This window comes from Rhodanobacter sp. sgz306013, assembly GCF_057031145.1.
Genome location: NZ_JBXCIJ010000003.1, coordinates 296,056 through 315,956 on the forward strand (window position 1 = coordinate 296,056; position 19,901 = coordinate 315,956).

Consider the following 19,901-nt stretch of genomic DNA (forward strand, 5'->3'; position numbering starts at 1 on the left):
GAGCCCGATACGAATCCCTCCGGCGAGGCTTGCGGTGAATGGCAAGTCTCGCTAGAATCTCCGGACTCTGATGCGGGGTGGAGCAGTCTGGCAGCTCGTCGGGCTCATAACCCGAAGGTCGCAGGTTCGAATCCTGCCCCCGCTACCAAGTTAATCTGCGACGCGGCGATCTCTGCAAAGAGGTCGCCGTTTTCGTTTATGAGCTTCACTTGGTCGTCGATCAGGCTGAGGATCGCCGCGCGTGCACGCTTAATGTTTCGACCGACGTCGCCCAGCGCCTCCACCATCGCATGCCACTGCTCGCGCAGGCGCGGGATCATCTGCGCCGGCTGCTGGGCGCGCGCTGCCGCAAGGGCAGCCTGAGCCGCAGCCACTTCGCCCTCCGCATTCATCAGCTCGGCTCGCGTGCTGGGCGTGATGATGCCGGCGCGCAGCGCGGCGAGGATATTGTCCTTCACCCTTTCGGCCTCGGCGAGACGCCGTTCCAGTGCATCGGTGTCGGGCTTCTTGGACTTCAGCGTCTCGCGCACCGTGCGCTGCAGTCGCTGGAACGCTGCATCGGTCAGCAGTTCCTGGCGGATCGTGGAAAGCACCGCGCGCTCGAGGACCTGCGGCGTGACACGTGCGCGCGACGAGCGCACCGAACTTCCGCGGTCCTTGTGCACGCTGCAGCCGTAGTAGCGGCCCACCATCACGATCGCGCCCCCACATTCCCTGCAGCGCAGGATGCCGCTCAGCAGGTAGCGCGGCGGGCGCCCCGGCCCGGCGTGCGGCTGTCCTTCGCGCTTCGGCTTGGCGCCCTTGATGCGCGCCTGTGCCGCCGCCCACGTCGACGCGTCGATGATCGCCAGCTCAGGGTGCTCGGTGACGATCCACTCCGACTCCGGACGGTTCTGCCGGATGCGCCGCCCCGTGTCCGGGTGCTTGATCCAGCGGCTGCGGTTCCAAACCTGCCGGCCGATACCACCGACACCGTGGTGAAGCAGGGCATCCAGCTGCAGCCGGCGACGCTCTCTTGCCCGCGCCCAGCACCAGCGGGTTCTCGATCAATTACCTGATCGAGGCGAAGTTCCAGTCGTCCGACACCGGCAGCGTGGTGCTGCCGTACTACAACGCCAGCAACCCACAGCAGGCCTTCAGCGGGCCGAACAATAGGGGTGCCGCGCAGGCTGTCACACGCGCCGGCACCGTCTCGCTGCAGGCGAAGGCTGGCATCGCGGCGGCTACTGGCACGCAGACGACACCGGCCGTCGATGCTGGGTAGATCGCCCTTGCCGTGGTCATGGTGGCGAATGGGCAGGCGACGATCACCAGCGGCAACATCGTCGCCGCGACGAATGGGCAGATTCTTTCGGAGCCGGTTTCTTCTGGGCGCCTGCTCAACGTGCAGGTATTCACCGCGAGCGGCACGTACACGCCGACGCCGGGCACGAATAGCGTTGTGGTGGAAGTGCTGGGCGCCGGTGGAGGCGCGGCTGCTACAGCCGCAGGCCAGGGATCTATCGGCGGCGGCGGCTGGTCTGGCGCATACGCAAAGGGGCGCATAACCTCGGGTTTTTCGGGCGCCTCCATTACGGTAGGTGCGAGCGGATCGGCCGTCAGTGGTGCAGCCGGTAATACAGGTGGTACATCCTCTTTTTGCGCACTTATTTCGGCACCTGGCGGTCCTGGCGGAGCCACGTCGGTTGCGACCTCCACCTTTCCTGTATGCCAGGGTGCTTCAGTCGCCACCATGTCACCTGCAACGGGTGGAAGCATTCTTAATACCCCAGGAAATCCGCCACCCATCGGCATCATTCCGAACCTCAGCACATGTGCGGCTGGCACAGGCGCGTCATCGCCATTTGGCGGTGGTGGCTATGGGATCACTTACGGCGTTTCCGCCAAGCCTGGATCAGGCTATGGAGCTGGCGGAGGCGGTGCGGCGAATGCCGCGAGCGCCTCGGCTGCTGCTGGTGGCGCGGGATCTCCGGGGTTGGTCATTGTTTGGGAGTATGCATAAATGAGCTTGTACGCACGAATCTACAACGGCCAGATTGCCGAGCTTTTCAGCAGCGACACCGACATCACCGAATTATTCAATCCGGCGCTCGTGTGGGTTGACGTGACAAGCGTGAGCCCCGCACCTAAGGTAGGGTGGAGCGCAGCACAGGAATCGTCTGGCTGGAGCTTCACCGCGCCCGCTACCGCCGCCATTGGCTTAGCGTTCAGGCATTGTCAGCCCTGGAATCGTCCGATCTGGTCGTTCTGCGCTGCTATGAGAATGCAATCTCGCTTCCGGCTGCCTGGGTCGCCTATCGCAAGGCGCTGCGTGCCATTGCCAATGGAAGCGACACCGTATCAACTACGTTGCCGACGCAACCGGCATATCCGTCCGGAACCTGAGCCAGTACCTGTCATGCGGTCGTGGCCGTTACGTCGTTGTCGCCACGGCGCAAGGTCAAACCCGCGAGAAATCGACGTCCTGGCACCTCGATCAAACGGTACGTAATGCTGGCCATGGCGATGACTACCAGAAGTAGTCCCATCAGATAGAGGCGGGAGTCACCAGGGACATTGACTCCGGTCTGCACGCTCCACAGGTGGATTCCAAGGAGAATCGGGAAGTGCACTAGGTAGATCGAGTAGGAGATCTCTCCGAGGTACACCATAGGCCGAGCGCGAAGGGCAGCGCGCACCAGATTGCTCCGGATAACGGACAGGATCATTGCCGGAAAGATGACGTAGCAAAGCAGTACATCGCCATAGTTCGGCCACCAATAGCCAGCCAGATACGCAAAGGAAATTGCCATCAGCATGAATGAGGCGACATCCCATTTTATCAAGCTTCCACGCGCCTCGAGGTGGCAGTGCAGACGATAGGTCAGAACGCCAATGAAGAATCCGGCGGCCGTCCTCACCAGATCATTTTCAATCCATCCGAAGGCTGCGGAGCCATTGATGACTCCACGGACGCACATCGTGACCACCGATGTGATCGCCAGAAGCCAGATGATCGCCTTGGCTGCACGTCTTGGCGTGACGATAATGATAAGAAAGAGCAGGTTTATCAGAAACTCGGTCGATATAGACCACGATGGCGCGTTGAATGAAAAACCATGCTGCAACCCAGACGAGTTGAGCAGTAGAAGGTTGAGTGCAAAGTGATAGCTGTCGTTGAATCGATAGATAAACGGTTCGCTATGCAGATGCGTAACCAAGTACCACTGCATTATCGCGACGGCGCATAGGGTTGCTAGATGGAGTGGATAAAGTCGGACAATGCGTGCCTTCACATTGGCCACGAGCTTCGGCGACCTGTCATCCGTCCAGAATGCGCGCGCCAACACAAAACCGGACAAGACGAAGAAGAAGTCGACCATGAGCAACCCGCGCCCATAGAAGGGCGCCAGGACATGTCCGAACGGCGCCGCATGGTACGTATTGACGTAGTGCCAGCAAATGACGCCCAAGGCGGCAATGGCCCGAAGCGAATCCAGCTCATGATATCGATGGTTGGTCAAGTCGACGCCTCCGTTGTCGAGCCATAGGATATCCGGCGGCAAGCATCTATACCGGCATGTAACTTGCCAGTGGCCACGCTTGGGCCGATCGTTGGGGCGCTCCGCGTCGGCCCGGGCGTAGCATGCCACCATGCCCAACGAAGTCACCATCCGCTGGCGCCAGGTCACCCTGAGCATGCACACGCATGGCCACTGGTTCGCCAGCCTGTCTGCCCCGGTCCGGTCGGAGATCTTCGCCGGCGTCGCCCGGACGCTCGATGGCACCTGGCTGATCGAGCTGTCGCCGAAGGGGCGCGGCCTGGGCCAGCCGATCATCGCCGTGAGGCGCTACCGGTCGCTGGCGAAGGTCAAGGCTCACGTCGAGCGGTGGGGCAGGGCGCACTGGCGGACGCTGCCGGCGGATCGCAGGGCGCCCTGAGAAGCGTCGAGCGCCCTGGCTGGTCTCTTTCCCGCGGTTGCGTGAAAACATGGGCTCACGCTACACTTTGCGGCCTGTAGCGGGTTGGAGCGGTATGCGGATGGTCTCTGGCGACAGATAAAGACCGAAGCATGCCCCCGCTACCAGATCTTTCTTGGACAAGAAAGCCTCCTCGTGAGGCTTTTTTGTTGGGCGCAGGATGCGCCGCGACGGTTGCGGCTTGTTGCCGTGCCGGCGCCGGAGGAGCTGCCTGGAGTCGGGACATCGGCGAGGACGCTCCGGCACGGAGCAGGGAATGGGCCGCTTGAGCCCATTTTTTGTTTTTGCGACCTGGAAACGCATGATGGATACGCACGCACTCGCACAACGCTTCAGCGCCGTCCTGGCCGATCTCGGCCTGGAATGCCTGGGCGTGGAATTCACGCCGTCGCAGGGGCAGAGTACCCTGCGCGTCTACTTGGACATTCCCCAGGGTGCCGCTGCCGCCGACGGCGAACGTCGCGAGGTGGGCATCGAGGATTGCGAGGCGGCCAGCCGCGAGCTTTCCGCGCTGCTCGACGTGGAGGATCCGATCCCCGGCCATTACGTGCTGGAGGTCTCCTCGCCCGGCCTGGACCGTCCGCTGTTCACCGCCGCGCAGTTCGCGCGGGTGGCCGGCCAGGAAGTGAAACTGCTGCTGCGCGCGCCGCTGGAAGGGCGCCGCCGCCTGCGCGGCAAGCTGCTGGCAGTGGAGGGCGAGCGGATTTCGCTGGAGGCCGAGGGCAAGGTGTTCGCCTTCGACCATGCCCAGGTGGAAAGCGCGCGGGTGGTGCCGGACTGGATGGCGCTGGGCTACGCACCCAAGCCCAAGCCCGGCAAAGGCCCCGGCAAGAAGCGGGTTGATTGAGGCCCTATTGAAGAGTGCGACCATGGACGGTCGCTTCCTGACCTTCGCGTTCAGGGACGAACGCAAAAGCATCGAACAGTGCGACCATGGACGGCCGCTTTTGATCCACGCGTCCAAGGACGAATCCAAACGCCAAGTTATCGAGCGGTCGCCGGTGGGCGCCCATGGAGTTGTTGCAATGAGCAAAGAGCTTTTGCTGGTGGTCGACGCGGTTGCCAACGAGAAGGGCGTGCCGCGCGAGGTGATCTTCGAGGCGATGGAGGCCGCGCTGGCTTCGGCCGCCAAGAAGCGCTATCCCGACGAGGAGCCGGATATCCGCGTGTCGATCGACCATGACACCGGCGAGTACGAGACCTTCCGCCGCTGGGAGATCATCGCCGACGACGGCGAGATGGAGTCGCCGTACTACCAGCTGCGCCTGATGGACGCGCTGGACGAGCGCGCCGATGCCCAGGTGGGCGAATACATCGAGACGCAGATCGAGAACGCCGAGTTCGGTCGCATCGCGGCCCAGGCCGCCAAGCAGGTGATCGTGCAGCGCGTGCGCGAGGCCGAGCGCCAGCAGGTGGTGGACGCCTACAAGGACCGTGTGGGCGAGTTGATCACCGGCATCGTCAAGCGCGTCGAGCGTGGCAACATCTACCTCGACCTGGGCGGCAACGCCGAGGCCTTCATCCCGCGCGACAAGACCATTCCGCGCGAGTCGGTGCGCGTGGGCGACCGCGTGCGCGGCTACCTGTACGAGGTGAAGTCCGAGGTGCGGGGGCCGCAGCTGTTCGTGTCGCGCGCCGCGCCGGAGTTCATGATCGAGCTGTTCAAGCTCGAGGTGCCGGAAGTCGGCCAGGGCCTGGTCGAGATCAAGGGTTGCGCCCGCGACCCGGGCGACCGCGCCAAGATCGCCGTGGTGGCCCACGACAGCCGCACCGATCCCATCGGCGCGTGCATCGGCATGCGCGGCTCGCGCGTGCAGGCGGTATCCAACGACCTCAACGGAGAGCGCGTGGACATCATCCTGTGGCACGAGAACCAGGCGCAGTTCGTCATCAACGCGATGGCGCCGGCCGAGGTGCAGTCCATCATCATGGACGAGGACAAGCATTCGATGGACATCGCGGTGGCCGAGGACAAGCTGTCCCAGGCGATCGGCCGCGGCGGCCAGAACGTGCGCCTCGCCAGCAAGCTCACCGGCTGGCAGCTCAACGTGATGACGCAGGACCAGGTCGCCGCCAAGAGCGAGGCCGAGCAGGAAGCCGCGCGCCAGCTGTTCATGGACAAGCTCGAGGTGGACCAGGAGATCGCAAACATCCTGGTGCAGGAAGGCTTTTCCAGCGTCGAGGAAATCGCCTACGTGCCCAGCGCCGAGCTGCTGGCGGTCGAGGGTTTCGACGAGGACATCGTCGAGGAACTGCGCGCCCGCGCCCGCGACGCGCTGCTCACCGAGGCGCTGGCGGTCGAGGAGACCATCGACGAGCACCAGCCCAGCGAGGATCTGCTGGCGCTCGGCGGCATGGACGAGACCACGGCCTATGCGCTGGCGGCCCGCGGTGTGGTCACGGTTGACGATCTCGCCGACCAGGCGGTGGACGACCTGATCGACATCGAGGGCATGAGCGAAGAGCGCGCCGCATCACTGATCATGGCGGCACGCGCGCCGATGATCGAACAACTGGAGAAGGGCGGCTAACCGCGAACGGCCGCGCCCGGGATGGGCGCGCCGAGGAAGGCGATGAGCCTTCCACCAGGGATGGCGGTGTACGTGCAGGCCAGGCCGCACGGACGACAAGCGCGGGAACGGCGGAGAAAAACACGATGTCGGATGTCACGATCAAACAACTCGCCCAGGTGCTGGGCATGCCGGTTGACAAGCTGCTCGGGCAGCTTGGCGAGGCCGGCATGAAATTCTCCGATCCGGAGCAGGTCATCAGCAGCACCGAGAAGGTGAAGCTGCTGGGTTTCCTGCGCCGCACCCACGGCAAGAACGAACCGGTGGCGGAAGCCGCCGACAGCGCGCCGCGCCAGATCACGCTGAAGCGTCGCACCGTGGGCGAGCTCAAGGTGTCCACGCCGGGCGGCCGCGGCGCGGCCAGCACGGCCAAGACGGTCAATGTCGAGGTGCGCGCCAAGCGCACCTACGTCAAGCGCAGCGTGATCGCCGAGGAGGCCAGTGCCGAGCCCGAGCGCGAGGAGGCCGTGCGCAAGCTGGCCGAGTCGCGCGAGCAGCGCGCGCAGGAAGAACAGGGCCGCCGCGAGGCCGAGCAGCGCAAGCAGGAAGCGAAGCAACGCGCGCTGGAGGAACAGCAGCGGGCTCACGAGGAAGCCGAAGAGCGCCAGCGCCAGGTCGAGGCAGAGGCCGCCGCCGCCGAGTTCGCGAGCGAGCCGGAGGAAGTCGCCGAGCCGGCGCCGGAAGCGGCCGAGCCGCTCGCCGCCACGGGCGCCGCCGGTACTGCCGACGAGCCGCAGCCGGCGGTGCAGCGCCTCGATACGCGCGGCCTCGGCATGATCGTTCCGCAGGTGCACGAGCCGCGCAAGCGCGAAAAACTTGTCAAGCCGGCAGCCGCTCCCGCGCCTGCGCCGGCACCCGTACGCGCCGCCCCGCCTGCGGCGCCGGGCGACGCGCGTGGCAAACCCCGCCACGGCGGCCGCGACCGCGATGACACACCGGGCGGCAAGCGTTTTGCCTCCGGAGAACTGCACCTGAGCGATGCCGATCGCGCCCGCCGTTCCAGCGGCAAGCGCGGCAAGCCAGGCAAGGGCGCCGTGCGGGAAGCCGTCCGCGGCGGTTCGCCGGCCGCTGGCGCCCATGGCTTCACCCGTCCCACCGCCGCCGTCGTGCGCGAAGTCGTCGTGGGCGACGCCAATGTGGTCGCCGAGCTGGCGCAGAAGATGGCAGTCAAGGGCTCGGAAGTGGTCAAGACGCTGTTCAAGATGGGCGTGATGGCCACCATCAACCAGACCATCGACCACGATACCGCCGCACTGGTGGTGGAGGAACTCGGCCACAAGGTGGTCGAGGCCAACGCCAACAATGCCGAGGCCGCGCTGGCAGCGCACACGCAGAGCGTGGAGCTGGACGGCGAGAAGGAATCGCGTCCGCCGGTGGTCACCATCATGGGCCACGTCGACCACGGCAAGACCTCGCTGCTGGACTACATCCGCCGCACCAAGGTCGCCTCGGGCGAGGCCGGCGGCATCACCCAGCACATCGGTGCCTACCACGTGGATACGCCGAAGGGCGTGATCACCTTCCTCGACACCCCGGGCCACGCCGCGTTCACGGCGATGCGCGCCCGTGGCGCGCAGTCCACCGACATCGTGGTGCTGGTGGTTGCCGCCGACGACGGCGTCATGCCGCAGACCGCCGAAGCCGTGCAGCATGCGCGTGCCGCCAAGGTGCCGCTGATCGTCGCGCTCAACAAGATGGACAAGGCCGACGCCAATCCGGACCACGTCAAGCAGGGCCTCGGCAACCTGGAGGTCATTCCGGAAGAGTGGGGTGGCGACACGCCGTTCGTGCCGGTCTCGGCCAAGACCGGCATGGGCGTCGATGCGCTGCTCGACGCGATCTCGGTACAGGCCGAGGTGATGGAACTTACCGCCGTGGTCGACGGCCCGGCCTCCGGCGTGGTGATCGAATCCAGCCTGGACAAGGGCCGCGGCCCGGTGGCCACGGTGCTGGTGCAGCAGGGCACGCTGAAGCGCGGCGACTTCGTGGTCTGCGGCGTGGAATACGGCCGCATGCGCGCGCTGGTCGACGAAACCGGCAAGGCCGTGCAGGAAGCCGGCCCCTCGATACCCGTTCAGGTACTGGGCCTCTCCGGCGTGCCGGAGGCGGGCGACGATTTCGTGGTGGTGGCCGACGAGAAGCTGGCCAAGCAGGTGGCCGCCGAGCGCCAGCAGAAGCGCCGCGAGACGCGCATGGTCAGCAAGGCCAACCGCCTCGAGGACATCATGGCGCAGATGGGCCAGGGCAGCGGGCAGCAGACGCTCAATATCCTGGTCAAGGCCGACGTGCAGGGTTCGGTCGAGGCGCTGCGCGAGTCGCTGAGCGCGATCGGCAACGAAAACGTCAAGGTCAATGTGATCTCCGCCGGCGTCGGCGGCATCACGGAGTCCGACGCGACGCTGGCGGCGGCCTCCAAGGCGCTGGTGATCGGCTTCAACGTGCGCGCCGATGCCTCGGCGCGCAAGGTGATCGACACCGCCGGCCTTGACGTGCGCTATTTCTCGATCATCTACGACGTGATCGACCAGGTGAAGCAGGCGGCTTCCGGTCTGCTGGGCGTGGAGGTGCGCGAGGAGATCATCGGCGTCGCCCAGGTGCGCGAGGTGTTCCGCAGCTCCAAGTTCGGCGCGGTGGCGGGCTGCATGGTCACCGAGGGTACGGTCAAGCGGAACAAGCCGATCCGCGTGCTGCGCGACAATACCGTGGTGTTCGAAGGCGAGCTGGAATCGCTGCGCCGCTTCAAGGACCTGGTCGACGAGGTGCGCAACGGCATGGAATGCGGCATCGCCGTGAAGCAGTACAACGACGTCAAGGTCGGTGACCAGATCGAGTGCTTCGAAAGGATCGAAGTCGCCCGCACCCTCTGACGCCAGAGCCCGGAGGCGCCCCGGCATGTGCCGGGGCGCCGAGTCAATCAAGTGCAGGACTGCGCCTTGATCGACATGGGTAACGCAGCTCTTGCTCTTCGTCTTCGATACGGACTCCGATTCCTTCATGCCTTCCCGCGACTTCAAACGTACCGACCGTGTAGGCGCCGAGCTGCGCCGCGAGCTGGGTCTGCTGGTGCATGCCGCGGTGCGCGACCACGGCCTGCCCTCGTGCAGCGTGTCGGACGTGGAGGTGAGCCGCGACCTGGATTTCGCCTCGGTCTGGGTGACCGCACTCATCCCCGAGCAGTCGGTGGTGGCAGTGAAGGCGCTCAACACGCTGGCCGGCGAGTTCCGTCGTTCGCTGTCGCGCAGCATGCGGCTGCGGCGCGTGCCGGAGCTGCGCTTCAAGTACGACGACTCGGTGGACAAGGGCGAACGCATCGACGCGCTGTTGCGCGATGCGGGCGATGCCACGCCGCCGGATGACGAGACGTAACCCGGGCTTCATGCACCGCAACCGCAAGCTCCCCCGCATCGCCTGGCGCGATCTGCACGGCATCGTGCTGCTCGACAAACCCGAAGGCGTCAGCTCCAACCAGGCCCTGCAATCGGTACGCCGCCTGTTCCGCGCCGCCAAGGGTGGCCATACGGGTGCGCTCGACCCCATGGCCACCGGCCTGCTGCCGCTGTGCTTCGGCGAGGCCACCAAGCTGGCCGGCAACCTGCTCGGCGCGCGCAAGGCCTACCGGGCCGAATGCCGGCTGGGTACCACCACCACCACGGCCGACCGCGAGGGCGAGCCGCTGCGGCAGTGGCCGGTGCCCGCGCTGGACGACGCCACCCTCGAGGCGGCGCTGGCACCGCTGCGCGGCCGCATCGTGCAGGTGCCCCCGGCGTATTCGGCGCTGAAGCAGGGCGGCGAGCCGCTGTATCTCAAGGCACGCCGCGGCGAGGCGGTGGAAGCGCCGCCCCGGGAAGTCGAGGTGTACCGGCTGGACCTGCTGTCCCGCACGGCGGATACCCTGGTGCTCGAAGTGGAGTGCGGCTCGGGCACCTACATACGCTCGCTGGCGGTTGACCTGGGCGAGGCGCTGGGCTGCGGGGCCCATCTCACCGCCCTGCGGCGGCTGTGGGTCGAACCGTTCCGCGAGCCGCACATGGTCACGCTGGCGGAGCTGGAGCTGGCGGCAGAGCAGGGCGATGCGGCCCTGCTGGCCTGGCTGCTGCCGGTGGCGGCGGGGCTGGGCGACTGGCCGCGGCTGCAACTGGACGAGGCACAGGGCCACGCCATCGCCCGTGGCCAGCCCATCGTGGTGGCCGGCGCCAGGGGGCGCCATGCCGCGTTTGCCGGCGACGGCACCCTGCTGGCGCTGCTGGAGCTCGATGCGGGCGGGCACAGCCGCATCCTGCGGGGTTTCAACCTGCCGCCACCGTGAGCCGGCCCGTTCCAGCCCCCGTCGCCCTTGTTGCAGGGGCCTTGCCGCCGCTAGAATAAGCAAGTTATTCCAGCACTTTCATCCATCAGGCGAAGCTTGCGCTTGCGTCACTCACGGTGGCGCAAACGCAAGCTTCGCATCGCATTTTCAAGGAAACAGGTATCACCATGTCTCTTACCGCAGAACAGACCGGCAAGATCATCGCTGACTTCGGCCGCGTGCCGAACGACACCGGCTCCACCGAAGTGCAGGTGGCGCTGCTGTCCGCCCGCATCGACCACCTCACCGACCACTTCAAGTCGCACAAGCAGGACCACCACTCCCGCCGCGGCCTGCTGAAGCTGGTGAACCGCCGCAAGAGCCTGCTCGCCTACCTCAAGGACCGCGACCTGGCCCGTTACCAGAGCCTGATCGAGCGTCTCGGCCTCCGGAGGTAACTTTTGCGTTCGTCCTGAACGCGAGAGTCAAAAGGGCGGCCATCCTTGGTCGCACTCTCCAAAGGTTCTGCGTTCGCCCGTGAACGCAAAGATCAAGGGGCGGCCATCCATGGCCGCACTCTTCAAAAAGGCAGGAAATCATCGTGGCGAAAGTAACCAAGTCATTCCAGTACGGTAAACACGAAGTCACGCTGGAGACGGGCGAAATCGCCCGCCAGGCGTCCGGTGCGGTCATGGTCAGCATGGGCGGCACCGTGGTGCTGGTCACCGCGGTGGCCGCGGCCAAGGCGAAGGAAGGGCAGGACTTCTTCCCGCTCACCGTCGACTACGTCGAGAAGTTCTACTCCGCCGGCCGCATCCCGGGCGGCTTCTTCAAGCGCGAAGGCCGCCCGACCGAGAAGGAGACGCTGACCTCGCGCCTGATCGATCGCCCGGTGCGCCCGCTGTTCCCCGAGGACTTCAAGAACGAAGTCCAGGTCATCGCCCAGGTCGTTTCGCTCAATCCCGAGATCGACGGCGACATCCCTGCGCTGATCGGCGCGTCCGCGGCGCTGAGCCTCGCCGGCATCCCCTTCAAGGGCCCGATCGGCGCCGCCCGCGTCGGTTACGCCAACGGCCAGTACCTGCTGAACCCCACCACCAGCGAACTGGCCGGCTCGCAGCTGGATCTCGTCGTCGCCGGTACCGCCGGTGCGGTGCTGATGGTGGAGTCCGAGGCGGAGCTGCTGTCCGAGGACGTGATGCTCGGCGCGGTGATGTTCGGCCACCAGCAGATGCAGGTCGCGATCCGCGCGATCGCCGAGCTGGCCACCGAGGCCAGCCGCCCGTCGATGGACTGGCAGCCGCCGGCGCGCGACGAGTCGCTGGTCGCCGCGGTCAAGGGCGCCGTGGGCGACAAGCTGGAAGCCGCCTTCCAGGTGCGCGACAAGCTGCAGCGCCGCGATGCGATCGCCGCGATCAAGGCGGACGTGATGGCTTCGCTGAAAGACGATGCCGAGGCCAGGGGCTGGGACAAGGCCGAGCTGGCCAAGGAGTTCGGCGAACTCGAATACCGCACCCTGCGCGACAGCGTGCTGAAGACCAAGGTGCGTATCGACGGCCGCCAGCTGGATGACGTGCGCGCGATCACCGCCCGGGTGGGCGTGCTGCCGCGCACCCACGGCTCGGCGCTGTTCACCCGCGGCGAAACGCAGGCGCTGGTGGTGGTCACCCTGGGCACCACGCGCGACGCGCAGATCATCGATGCGCCGGCCGGCGAGTCGAAGGATCCGTTCCTGTTCCACTACAACTTCCCGCCGTTCTCGGTGGGCGAGGCCGGGCGCTTCGGTGCGCCGAAGCGCCGCGAGATCGGCCATGGCCGCCTCGCCAAGCGCGGCGTGCAGGCGGTGAAGCCCTCGCTGGACGCGTTCCCCTACGTGCTGCGCGTGGTCTCGGAGATCACCGAGTCCAACGGCTCCTCGTCGATGGCCTCGGTGTGCGGTTCGTCGCTGGCGATGATGGACGCCGGCGTGCCGCTGAAAGCGCCGGTGGCCGGCATCGCCATGGGCCTGGTGAAGGAAGGCAACGATTTCGTCGTGCTCTCCGACATCCTCGGCGACGAGGACCACCTCGGCGACATGGACTTCAAGGTGGCCGGTTCGTCCGAGGGCATCAGCGCCCTGCAGATGGACATCAAGATCGACGGCATCACCGAGGAGATCATGAAAGTGGCGCTGGCCCAGGCCAAGCGCGGTCGCCTGCACATCCTCGGCGAGATGGCCAAGGCGCTCAGCACCGCGCGTACCGAGATGAGCGAATACGCGCCGCGCCTGATCACCATCAAGATCCACCCGGACAAGATCCGCGAGGTCATCGGCAAGGGCGGCGCGACCATCCGTTCGATCACCGAGGAGACCGGCGCCACCATCGACATCAACGACGACGGCACCGTGATCATCGCCTCGGTCAACCGCGACGCGGGCGAGGCGGCGAAGAAGCGCATCGAGCAGATCGTCTCCGACGTCGAGCCGGGCCGCATCTACGAGGGCAAGGTCGCCAAGCTGATGGACTTCGGCGCGTTCGTCACCATCATGCCGGGCAAGGACGGCCTGGTGCATGTGTCGCAGATTTCCAACGAGCGGGTCGAGAAGGTCTCCGACAAGCTGAAGGAAGGCGACGTCGTCAAGGTCAAGGTGCTGGAAGTGGACAAGCAGGGCCGCATCCGCCTGTCCATGAAGGCGGTGGCCGACGGCGAGGGCGAGGGCTGATCGGCCCGGGTCTGCGCTGCATGCAATGCGAACGAGGCCCGGCCATGCCGGGCCTTGTTCGTTTGTGCAGGTGGCGACTCCGACTGAATGCCCGTTGATCCTCGCGATCAAGCACGATCGCGGGGATCGTGCGCGTTTCGCGCAACTGGCTTTTGCTACGATGCGGATGTCGGCGGACGAGGATGGGCGATGAGCGGACAGGCAGGCGATTTCATCAAGGACTGGCAGGTGCTCGCCCAGCAATCCTGGGATGCCTGGCTGCGCCAGCTGCAGCCCTCTCCGGTGGTTGCGCCGTCGCCCCCGGGCAATGAGGCATTCGAGCGCACGCTGGCCGGCCTCAAGGGTTGTTTCGACTGGATGCAGGGCGTGGCCGCGGCCGGCGCCAGCCAGCCAGGTGCGGACTGGCAGAGCCTGCTGCGCGCCTGGGCCGGCTCCGGCAACCAGCCATTCACCCAGGCCTTCAACGGCATCGACAATGCCGCCGCGCAGGGCTTCGTGCAGCAGTGGCAGGCGTGGCTGCAGTCGATGCAGGCCGGCGGTTTCGCCGTGCCCGGGACGATGAATGGCCCGGTGCCGGCGTTCGGCCTGCACCGCGAACAGGCGGCGCAGCAGCAGGAGCTGGCGGCCGCGATCCAGGTCGCGCTGGAGGCGAGCGCGCGCTACCAGGCGCTGATCCAGCGCGCGAATGCACAAGGGCTGGAGCGTCTGCAGGCGCAGCTGGCACAGCGCGATGCGGCGAGCCCGCCGATCGAATCGCTGAGGGCGCTGTACGACCTGTGGGTGGATGCGGCCGAGGAAGCCTATGCGGAGATCGCGCTGTCCGACGAGTTCCGCTTGGCCTACGGCGAGATGGTCAACACCCAGATGCGCGTGCGCCAGTTGCAGCAGCAGCGGACCGGCCAGCTGTACCGCGAACTGGGCCTGCCGACCCGCGAAGAAGTTTCGGCGCTGGGCGAGCGCCTGCAGCAATTGCGCCGTGACATGCGCAAGCAGGGCAAAGAGGGTGTCGCGGACGAGGTCCTCGCGCTGCGGCGCGAAGTGACGGCGCTGAAGCGCGAACTGGCCGCGGCACTGGCCGAGTCGAAACCGAAGGCAGCGACCAGGCGTGCCGCGGTGCCCGCGAAGGCGCCCGCGCGCGGCAAGTCGCCTTCGTCCGCCACCAGCCCGCGCAGGCGCTGAAGGGAGCCGCCATGGATACTCCGCTCCACCTCGATCCCGTCCTGCTGATGCAGGAGATCGGCACGTTCCAGCGCAAGCTCAGTGCCGGCTTGGGCCAGCTGCGCGGCATGAGCGAACCCGGCTATGCCAACACGCCGCGCGAGCTGGTCCACGCCGAAGACAAGCTGAAGCTGTGGCACATGCAGGGGGACCGCGCGCCCACCGCGAAAACGCCCACGCTGATCGTCTACGCCCTGGTCAACACCGTGTGGATGACCGACCTGCAGCCCGACCGCTCGCTGGTGCGCAACCTGCTGGCGCAGGGCGAGGACGTGTACCTCATCGACTGGGGTTACCCCGACGGCGCCGACCGCTGGCTGACGCTGGACGATTACCTCAACGGTTACCTCGACCGCTGCGTGGATGCGGTGCGCGAACGCCACGGGCTGGACGCGATCAACCTGCTGGGCATCTGCCAGGGCGGTGCGTTCTCGCTGTGCTATTCCGCGATGCACCCGGACAAGGTGAAGAACCTCGTCACCATGGTCACGCCGGTGGACTTCCAGACGCCGGACAACATGCTCTCGCACTGGTGCCGGGAGCTGGACGCAGACCTGTTCGTCGATACCCTCGGCAATGTGCCGGCGATGCTGATGAACTGGGTCTACCTCACGCTCAAGCCGGTGCGGCTGAACCAGCAGAAATACGTCGGCCTGGTCGACATCCTCGACAAGCCGGTGGAGCTGGAGAACTTCCTGCGGATGGAGCGCTGGATCTTCGACTCGCCCGACCAGGCTGGCGAAGCCTTCCGCCAGTTCATCAAGGACTTCTACCAGGGCAACAAGCTGGTGAAGGGTGGGCTGGTCATCGGCGGCCGCGAAGTGGATCTGCGCAAGCTCGAGCTGCCGATCCTCAACATCTACGCCGAGCAGGATCATCTGGTCCCGCCCGACGCCTCGCGCGCCCTGGGTCGGCGAGCGGGCAGCACCGATTACACTGAGCTGGCGTTCAAGGGCGGCCACATCGGCATCTACGTCTCCGGCCGCGCCCAGCGCGAAGTGCCGCCGGCGATCCACCAGTGGTTGCGCGCGCGCGACTGATTCTCTTCCCCGCAGGATTCACGAGCATGGAAAAACGCCTCTGTCGTTCCCGCCAGAACCGCCAACTCGCCGGCGTCTGCGGCGGCATCGCCGAATACCTGGGCTGGGACCCGACCCTCGTGCGGGTGGCATGGATCATCCTCACCCTGCTGGGCGGTTCGGGCATCCTGATCTACCTCATCCTCTGGCTGGTGATGCCGGAATCGCCCTGAATCCCCGCCTCACGACACGAACATTCCGATGGATTACGACCGCTACGACCGCGTCCGCGCCGTGCAATGGCGCGGCGATCGTCTTCGTCTGCTCGACCAGCGCCTGCTGCCACAGGAGGAACGCTGGATCGATTGCCGGGACGCCGCCGGGGTGACCCAGGCGATCAGGGATCTCGCCGTGCGCGGCGCGCCGGCCATCGGCATCGCCGCGGCGTGGGGCGTGGTGCTGGCCGCGCAGCAGCGCGCCGCGCTGGACGAGGCGCTGGCGATGCTGCGCGCGGCGCGGCCCACCGCGGTGAACCTGATGTGGGCGCTGGACCGCATGAAGGCGCGCATCGCCGCCGGTGCCGACGCGCAGGCGCTGGAGCGCGAGGCGCAGGCGATCCAGGACGAGGACCTGGCCGCCAACCGCCGCATGGGCGAGCAGGGCGCCGCGCTGATCGCGCCGGGTTCCGGCGTGCTCACCCATTGCAACACCGGTTCGCTGGCCACCGCGGGTTTCGGTACCGCGCTGGGCGTGATCCGCGCGGGCGTGGCGCAAGGGCGCATCGTCAGCGTATTCGCGGGCGAGACGCGGCCGTGGCAGCAGGGAGCGCGGCTCACCATGTACGAGCTGGTGCGCGACGGCATCCCGGCAAAGCTGATCGCCGATTCCGCCGCGGCGCACCTGATGAAGTCCGGCGCGGTGCAGTGGGTGATCGTGGGCGCCGACCGCATCGCCGCGAACGGCGATACCGCGAACAAGATCGGCACCTATCAGCTGGCGATCGCGGCGAGGTACCACGGCGTGAAGTTCATGGTGGTGGCGCCGTCCTCCACGGTGGACATGGCCACGGCCTCGGGCGGGGCGATCGAGATCGAATTGCGCGATCCGGCCGAACTGCTCGCCATCGGCGGCCGGCGCGTGGCGGTCGAGGGCGCCGAGGCCTGGAACCCGGTGTTCGACGTCACGCCGGCGGGCCTGATCGATGCCATCGTCACCGAGCGGGGCGTGATCGGGCAACCGGACACAGGCGCGATGAGGGCCTTGTTCGGCGCCTGAAGACGGTGTGCGCGAGGTATCTGCGGACCACGCGTCGCGGTACTTCGCCAAGGCTGCGCATTTTTTGCGCAAAATACTGAAAAACAACGCTTAATCTTCGCTTTTCGCAGGCTGCGAAGGGTTGGCTCGTGCTACACTCGAAGGGTTGATTTTCATGCGTCCGCGAATGCGGCGCGACGCCGCCACTCCTCGCTCATCAGGGAAGCCGATTGATGGCAGAACTCGCCAAAGAAGTCATCCGCGTCAACATCGAAGACGAGATGCGCCAGAGCTATCTCGACTACGCGATGAGCGTGATCGTAGGCCGCGCGCTGCCGGACGTGCGCGACGGCCTGAAGCCGGTGCATCGTCGTGTGCTGTTCGCGATGAACGAGCTGGGCAACGCCTGGAACAAGCCCTACAAGAAGTCGGCCCGCGTGGTCGGCGACGTGATCGGTAAATACCACCCGCACGGCGACGCCTCGGTCTACGACGCGATCGTGCGCATGGCGCAGCCGTTCTCGCTGCGCTACATGCTGGTGGACGGCCAGGGCAACTTCGGTTCGGTCGACGGCGACAACGCGGCGGCGATGCGCTACACCGAGGTGCGCATGGCGCGCCTCACGCATGAGCTTCTTGCCGATATCGACAAGGAAACCGTCGACTTCGGCCCCAACTACGACGAGAGCGAGCACGAGCCGCTGGTGCTGCCCACCCGCGTGCCGAACCTGCTGGTGAACGGCTCCGCCGGCATCGCCGTGGGCATGGCCACCAACGTGCCGCCGCACAACCTCAACGAAGTGGTGGCCGCGACCATCGCGCTGATCGACGAGCCGACGCTGTCGATCGCCGACCTGATGCACTACATCCCGGGCCCGGATTTCCCGACCGCCGGCATCATCAACGGCTCCTCCGGCATCGTCGAGGCCTACCGCACCGGCCGCGGCCGCATCCTGGTGCGTGCCAAGACCGAGATCGAGACCGAAAGCAACGGCCGCGAGACCATCCTGGTCCACGAGCTGCCCTACCAGGTGAACAAGGCGCGGCTGATCGAGAAGATCGCCGAGCTGGTCAAGGAAAAGAAGCTCGAAGGCATCAGCGAGCTGCGCGACGAGTCCGACAAGGACGGCATGCGCATCGTCATCGAGATCCGCAAGGATGCGATGGCCGACGTGGTGCTGAACAACCTGTTCCAGCAGACCCAGCTGCAGGTGACCTTCGGCATCAACATGGTGGCGCTGCTGGACGGCCAGCCGCGGCTGCTGAACCTCAAGGACATCCTCGAGGCCTTCATCCGCCACCGCCGCGAGGTGGTGACCCGCCGCACCATCTTCGAACTGCGCAAGGCCCGCGCCCGCGCCCATATCCTGGAAGGCCTCACCGTCGCGCTCGCCAACATCGACGAGATGATCGAGCTGATCAAGGCCTCGGCCTCGCCGCAGGAAGCGCGCGAACGCATGCTGGCGCGCAAGTGGCAGCCGGGCATGGTGGGCGCGCTGCTCGCCGCCGCGGGCGCCGAGGCCTCGCGGCCGGAGGACATGGACCCGCGCGACGGACTCAAGGCCGAGGGTTACCAGCTCTCCGAGGTGCAAGCGCAGGAGATCCTGGCGATGCGCCTGCATCGCCTCACTGGCCTGGAGCAGGAGAAGCTCTCCGACGAATACCGCGAGATCCTGGAGACCATCCGTGGCCTGATCGAGATCCTGGAGAACCCCGAGCGCCTGCTCGCGGTGATCCGCGAGGAGCTGGAGACGGTCAAGAACGAATTCGGCGACGCGCGGCGCACCGAGATCCAGCACTCGCAGGAAGACCTGAACGTCCTCGACCTGATCGCGCCGGAAGACATGGTGGTGACGCTGTCGCACACCGGCTACATCAAGCGCCAGCCGGCCAGCGCCTACCGTGCGCAGAAGCGCGGCGGCAAGGGCCGCTCCGCCTCGGCGCTGAAAGACGAAGACGTGGTCGAGCAGCTGTGGGTGGTGAACACCCACGACACCTTGCTCACCTTCACCAGCACTGGCCGCGTGTACTGGCTCAAGGTCTACCAGATGCCGGAGGCGGGCCCGGGCGCGCGCGGCAAACCGATCATCAACCTGCTGCCGCTGGCCGCGGGCGAGAAGGTGCAGGCGGTGCTGCCGGTGCGCGAGTACAGCGAGGACTGCTACGTGTTCTTCGCCACCAAGCACGGCACGGTGAAGAAGACCCCGCTCACCGAGTTCGCCTTCCAGCTGCAGAAGGGCAAGCAGGCGATCAAGCTCGACGAGGGCGACGCGCTGGTCAACGTGGAGCTCACCGGCGGCAACAGCGACATCCTGCTGTTCGCCTCCAACGGCAAGACGGTGCGTTTCGACGAGAACACCGTGCGCTCGATGGGCCGTACCGCCACCGGCGTGCGCGGCATGCGCCTGGCCGAAGGCGAGGAAGTGGTTTCGCTGATCGTGGCGGCCGAGGGCGACATCCTCACCGCCACCGCACGCGGCTACGGCAAGCGCACCCAGCTCGAGGAGTTCCCGAAGAAAGGGCGCGGCACCCAGGGCGTGATCGGCATCCAGTGCTCCGAGCGCAACGGCGCGCTGGTCGCCGCGGTGCAGGTCAGCGAGGCGCACGAGCTGATGCTGATCTCCAACCAGGGCACCCTGGTACGCACCCGCGTGGCGGAAGTCTCCCAGCTCAGCCGCAACACCCAGGGCGTGACCCTGATCCGCCTGCCAGCCGAGGAATCGCTGGTCAGCGTGGTGCGGCTGGAGGCGGAGGAGGACAACGGCGAGGAAGCCGGCGATGCCTTGTCCGAAGGCGGCACGGCACCGCACGCGGGCACTGACGAAACCTGATCCGCGCCTGACGCTGCGGTTGCGCGACGGAAGCCCCGGCCTGGCCGGGGCTTTCCGCAT

17 protein-coding genes and 1 tRNA gene are annotated in these 19,901 nt (G+C 66.5%); 16 read left to right on the forward strand and 2 right to left on the reverse strand.

Features of this window, described 5'->3' with window-relative positions:
* Window positions 1-71: 71 nt before the first annotated feature.
* Window positions 72-148, forward strand: a tRNA-Met gene (locus tag AC2EWF_RS10965).
* Here the strand turns inward: AC2EWF_RS10965 and AC2EWF_RS10970 are convergent.
* Window positions 105-1,001 (reverse strand): recombinase zinc beta ribbon domain-containing protein, encoded by an 897-nt coding sequence (locus tag AC2EWF_RS10970; RefSeq protein ID WP_483639803.1) that lies wholly within the window; start codon window positions 999-1,001, stop codon window positions 105-107. The genes AC2EWF_RS10965 and AC2EWF_RS10970 overlap by 44 nt on opposite strands.
* Window positions 1,002-1,015: 14 nt before the next feature.
* Here AC2EWF_RS10970 and AC2EWF_RS10975 point away from each other — a divergent pair, with 14 nt between their 5' ends.
* Window positions 1,016-1,264, forward strand: coding sequence for a hypothetical protein (locus tag AC2EWF_RS10975; protein WP_483639410.1), 249 nt, complete (start codon window positions 1,016-1,018; stop codon window positions 1,262-1,264).
* A gap of 18 nt (window positions 1,265-1,282) precedes the next feature.
* Complete coding sequence (locus tag AC2EWF_RS10980) at window positions 1,283-2,002, forward strand: glycine-rich domain-containing protein (protein WP_483639804.1); 720 nt, start codon at window positions 1,283-1,285, stop codon at window positions 2,000-2,002.
* A gap of 394 nt (window positions 2,003-2,396) precedes the next feature.
* Here AC2EWF_RS10980 and AC2EWF_RS10985 read toward each other — a convergent pair whose 3' ends face one another.
* Entirely contained in the window at window positions 2,397-3,503 is a 1,107-nt protein-coding gene (locus AC2EWF_RS10985; protein WP_483639411.1) for an acyltransferase family protein, read from the reverse strand.
* A gap of 130 nt (window positions 3,504-3,633) precedes the next feature.
* On the opposite strand from AC2EWF_RS10985, the gene AC2EWF_RS10990 reads away from it, so the two are divergent.
* The 13 genes from AC2EWF_RS10990 to gyrA all read left to right on the forward strand — a co-directional run bounded on the left by AC2EWF_RS10990 (window position 3,634) and on the right by gyrA (window position 19,841).
* Complete coding sequence (locus AC2EWF_RS10990) at window positions 3,634-3,921, forward strand: hypothetical protein (RefSeq protein WP_483639412.1); 288 nt, start codon at window positions 3,634-3,636, stop codon at window positions 3,919-3,921.
* 343 nt (window positions 3,922-4,264) lie between these two features.
* Window positions 4,265-4,807, forward strand: coding sequence for a ribosome maturation factor RimP (locus AC2EWF_RS10995; RefSeq protein ID WP_483639413.1), 543 nt, complete (start codon window positions 4,265-4,267; stop codon window positions 4,805-4,807).
* 178 nt (window positions 4,808-4,985) lie between these two features.
* On the forward strand, window positions 4,986-6,491 hold the full coding sequence (nusA, locus tag AC2EWF_RS11000) for a transcription termination factor NusA (protein ID WP_483639414.1): 1,506 nt from the start codon (window positions 4,986-4,988) through the stop codon (window positions 6,489-6,491).
* A gap of 125 nt (window positions 6,492-6,616) precedes the next feature.
* A complete protein-coding gene (gene infB, locus AC2EWF_RS11005) occupies window positions 6,617-9,397 on the forward strand; it encodes a translation initiation factor IF-2 (RefSeq protein WP_483639415.1) in 2,781 nt (926 codons plus the stop codon).
* Between the two features lie 127 nt (window positions 9,398-9,524).
* The gene (gene rbfA / locus AC2EWF_RS11010) at window positions 9,525-9,896 is read left to right on the forward strand and encodes a 30S ribosome-binding factor RbfA (RefSeq protein ID WP_483639416.1); all 372 of its coding nucleotides are present in this window, start codon (window positions 9,525-9,527) and stop codon (window positions 9,894-9,896) included.
* On the forward strand, window positions 9,883-10,836 hold the full coding sequence (gene truB, locus AC2EWF_RS11015; RefSeq protein ID WP_483639417.1) for a tRNA pseudouridine(55) synthase TruB: 954 nt from the start codon (window positions 9,883-9,885) through the stop codon (window positions 10,834-10,836). Before rbfA ends, truB begins: the two co-directional genes overlap by 14 nt.
* 167 nt (window positions 10,837-11,003) lie before the next feature.
* Entirely contained in the window at window positions 11,004-11,273 is a 270-nt protein-coding gene (rpsO, locus tag AC2EWF_RS11020) for a 30S ribosomal protein S15 (RefSeq protein WP_367845079.1), read from the forward strand.
* A gap of 143 nt (window positions 11,274-11,416) precedes the next feature.
* The gene (gene pnp / locus AC2EWF_RS11025) at window positions 11,417-13,519 is read left to right on the forward strand and encodes a polyribonucleotide nucleotidyltransferase (protein ID WP_483639418.1); all 2,103 of its coding nucleotides are present in this window, start codon (window positions 11,417-11,419) and stop codon (window positions 13,517-13,519) included.
* 189 nt (window positions 13,520-13,708) lie between these two features.
* The gene (locus AC2EWF_RS11030) at window positions 13,709-14,698 is read left to right on the forward strand and encodes a poly(R)-hydroxyalkanoic acid synthase subunit PhaE (RefSeq protein ID WP_483639419.1); all 990 of its coding nucleotides are present in this window, start codon (window positions 13,709-13,711) and stop codon (window positions 14,696-14,698) included.
* Between the two features lie 11 nt (window positions 14,699-14,709).
* A complete protein-coding gene (phaC, locus tag AC2EWF_RS11035) occupies window positions 14,710-15,777 on the forward strand; it encodes a class III poly(R)-hydroxyalkanoic acid synthase subunit PhaC (RefSeq protein WP_483639420.1) in 1,068 nt (355 codons plus the stop codon).
* Between the two features lie 26 nt (window positions 15,778-15,803).
* A complete protein-coding gene (locus AC2EWF_RS11040; RefSeq protein WP_077485233.1) occupies window positions 15,804-15,989 on the forward strand; it encodes a PspC domain-containing protein in 186 nt (61 codons plus the stop codon).
* A gap of 28 nt (window positions 15,990-16,017) precedes the next feature.
* Complete coding sequence (mtnA, locus tag AC2EWF_RS11045; protein ID WP_483639421.1) at window positions 16,018-17,031, forward strand: S-methyl-5-thioribose-1-phosphate isomerase; 1,014 nt, start codon at window positions 16,018-16,020, stop codon at window positions 17,029-17,031.
* 212 nt (window positions 17,032-17,243) lie between these two features.
* On the forward strand, window positions 17,244-19,841 hold the full coding sequence (gene gyrA / locus AC2EWF_RS11050; protein ID WP_483639422.1) for a DNA gyrase subunit A: 2,598 nt from the start codon (window positions 17,244-17,246) through the stop codon (window positions 19,839-19,841).
* The last annotated feature ends 60 nt before the right edge of the window (window positions 19,842-19,901 follow it).

Excerpts from the sequence above, each read along its gene's own strand:
- infB (WP_483639415.1), top strand. The coding sequence starts at position 6,617 with ATGTCGGATGTCACGATCAAACAACTCGCCCAGGTGCTGGGCATGCCG.
- AC2EWF_RS10990 (WP_483639412.1), top strand. The coding sequence starts at position 3,634 with ATGCCCAACGAAGTCACCATCCGCTGGCGCCAGGTCACCCTGAGCATG.
- AC2EWF_RS10995 (WP_483639413.1), top strand. The coding sequence starts at position 4,265 with ATGGATACGCACGCACTCGCACAACGCTTCAGCGCCGTCCTGGCCGAT.
- AC2EWF_RS10980 (WP_483639804.1), top strand. The coding sequence starts at position 1,283 with ATGGTGGCGAATGGGCAGGCGACGATCACCAGCGGCAACATCGTCGCC.
- rpsO (WP_367845079.1), top strand. The coding sequence starts at position 11,004 with ATGTCTCTTACCGCAGAACAGACCGGCAAGATCATCGCTGACTTCGGC.
- gyrA (WP_483639422.1), top strand. The coding sequence starts at position 17,244 with ATGGCAGAACTCGCCAAAGAAGTCATCCGCGTCAACATCGAAGACGAG.
- AC2EWF_RS11040 (WP_077485233.1), top strand. The coding sequence starts at position 15,804 with ATGGAAAAACGCCTCTGTCGTTCCCGCCAGAACCGCCAACTCGCCGGC.
- rbfA (WP_483639416.1), top strand. The coding sequence starts at position 9,525 with ATGCCTTCCCGCGACTTCAAACGTACCGACCGTGTAGGCGCCGAGCTG.
- mtnA (WP_483639421.1), top strand. The coding sequence starts at position 16,018 with ATGGATTACGACCGCTACGACCGCGTCCGCGCCGTGCAATGGCGCGGC.
- AC2EWF_RS11030 (WP_483639419.1), top strand. The coding sequence starts at position 13,709 with ATGAGCGGACAGGCAGGCGATTTCATCAAGGACTGGCAGGTGCTCGCC.
- truB (WP_483639417.1), top strand. The coding sequence starts at position 9,883 with ATGACGAGACGTAACCCGGGCTTCATGCACCGCAACCGCAAGCTCCCC.
- nusA (WP_483639414.1), top strand. The coding sequence starts at position 4,986 with ATGAGCAAAGAGCTTTTGCTGGTGGTCGACGCGGTTGCCAACGAGAAG.
- phaC (WP_483639420.1), top strand. The coding sequence starts at position 14,710 with ATGGATACTCCGCTCCACCTCGATCCCGTCCTGCTGATGCAGGAGATC.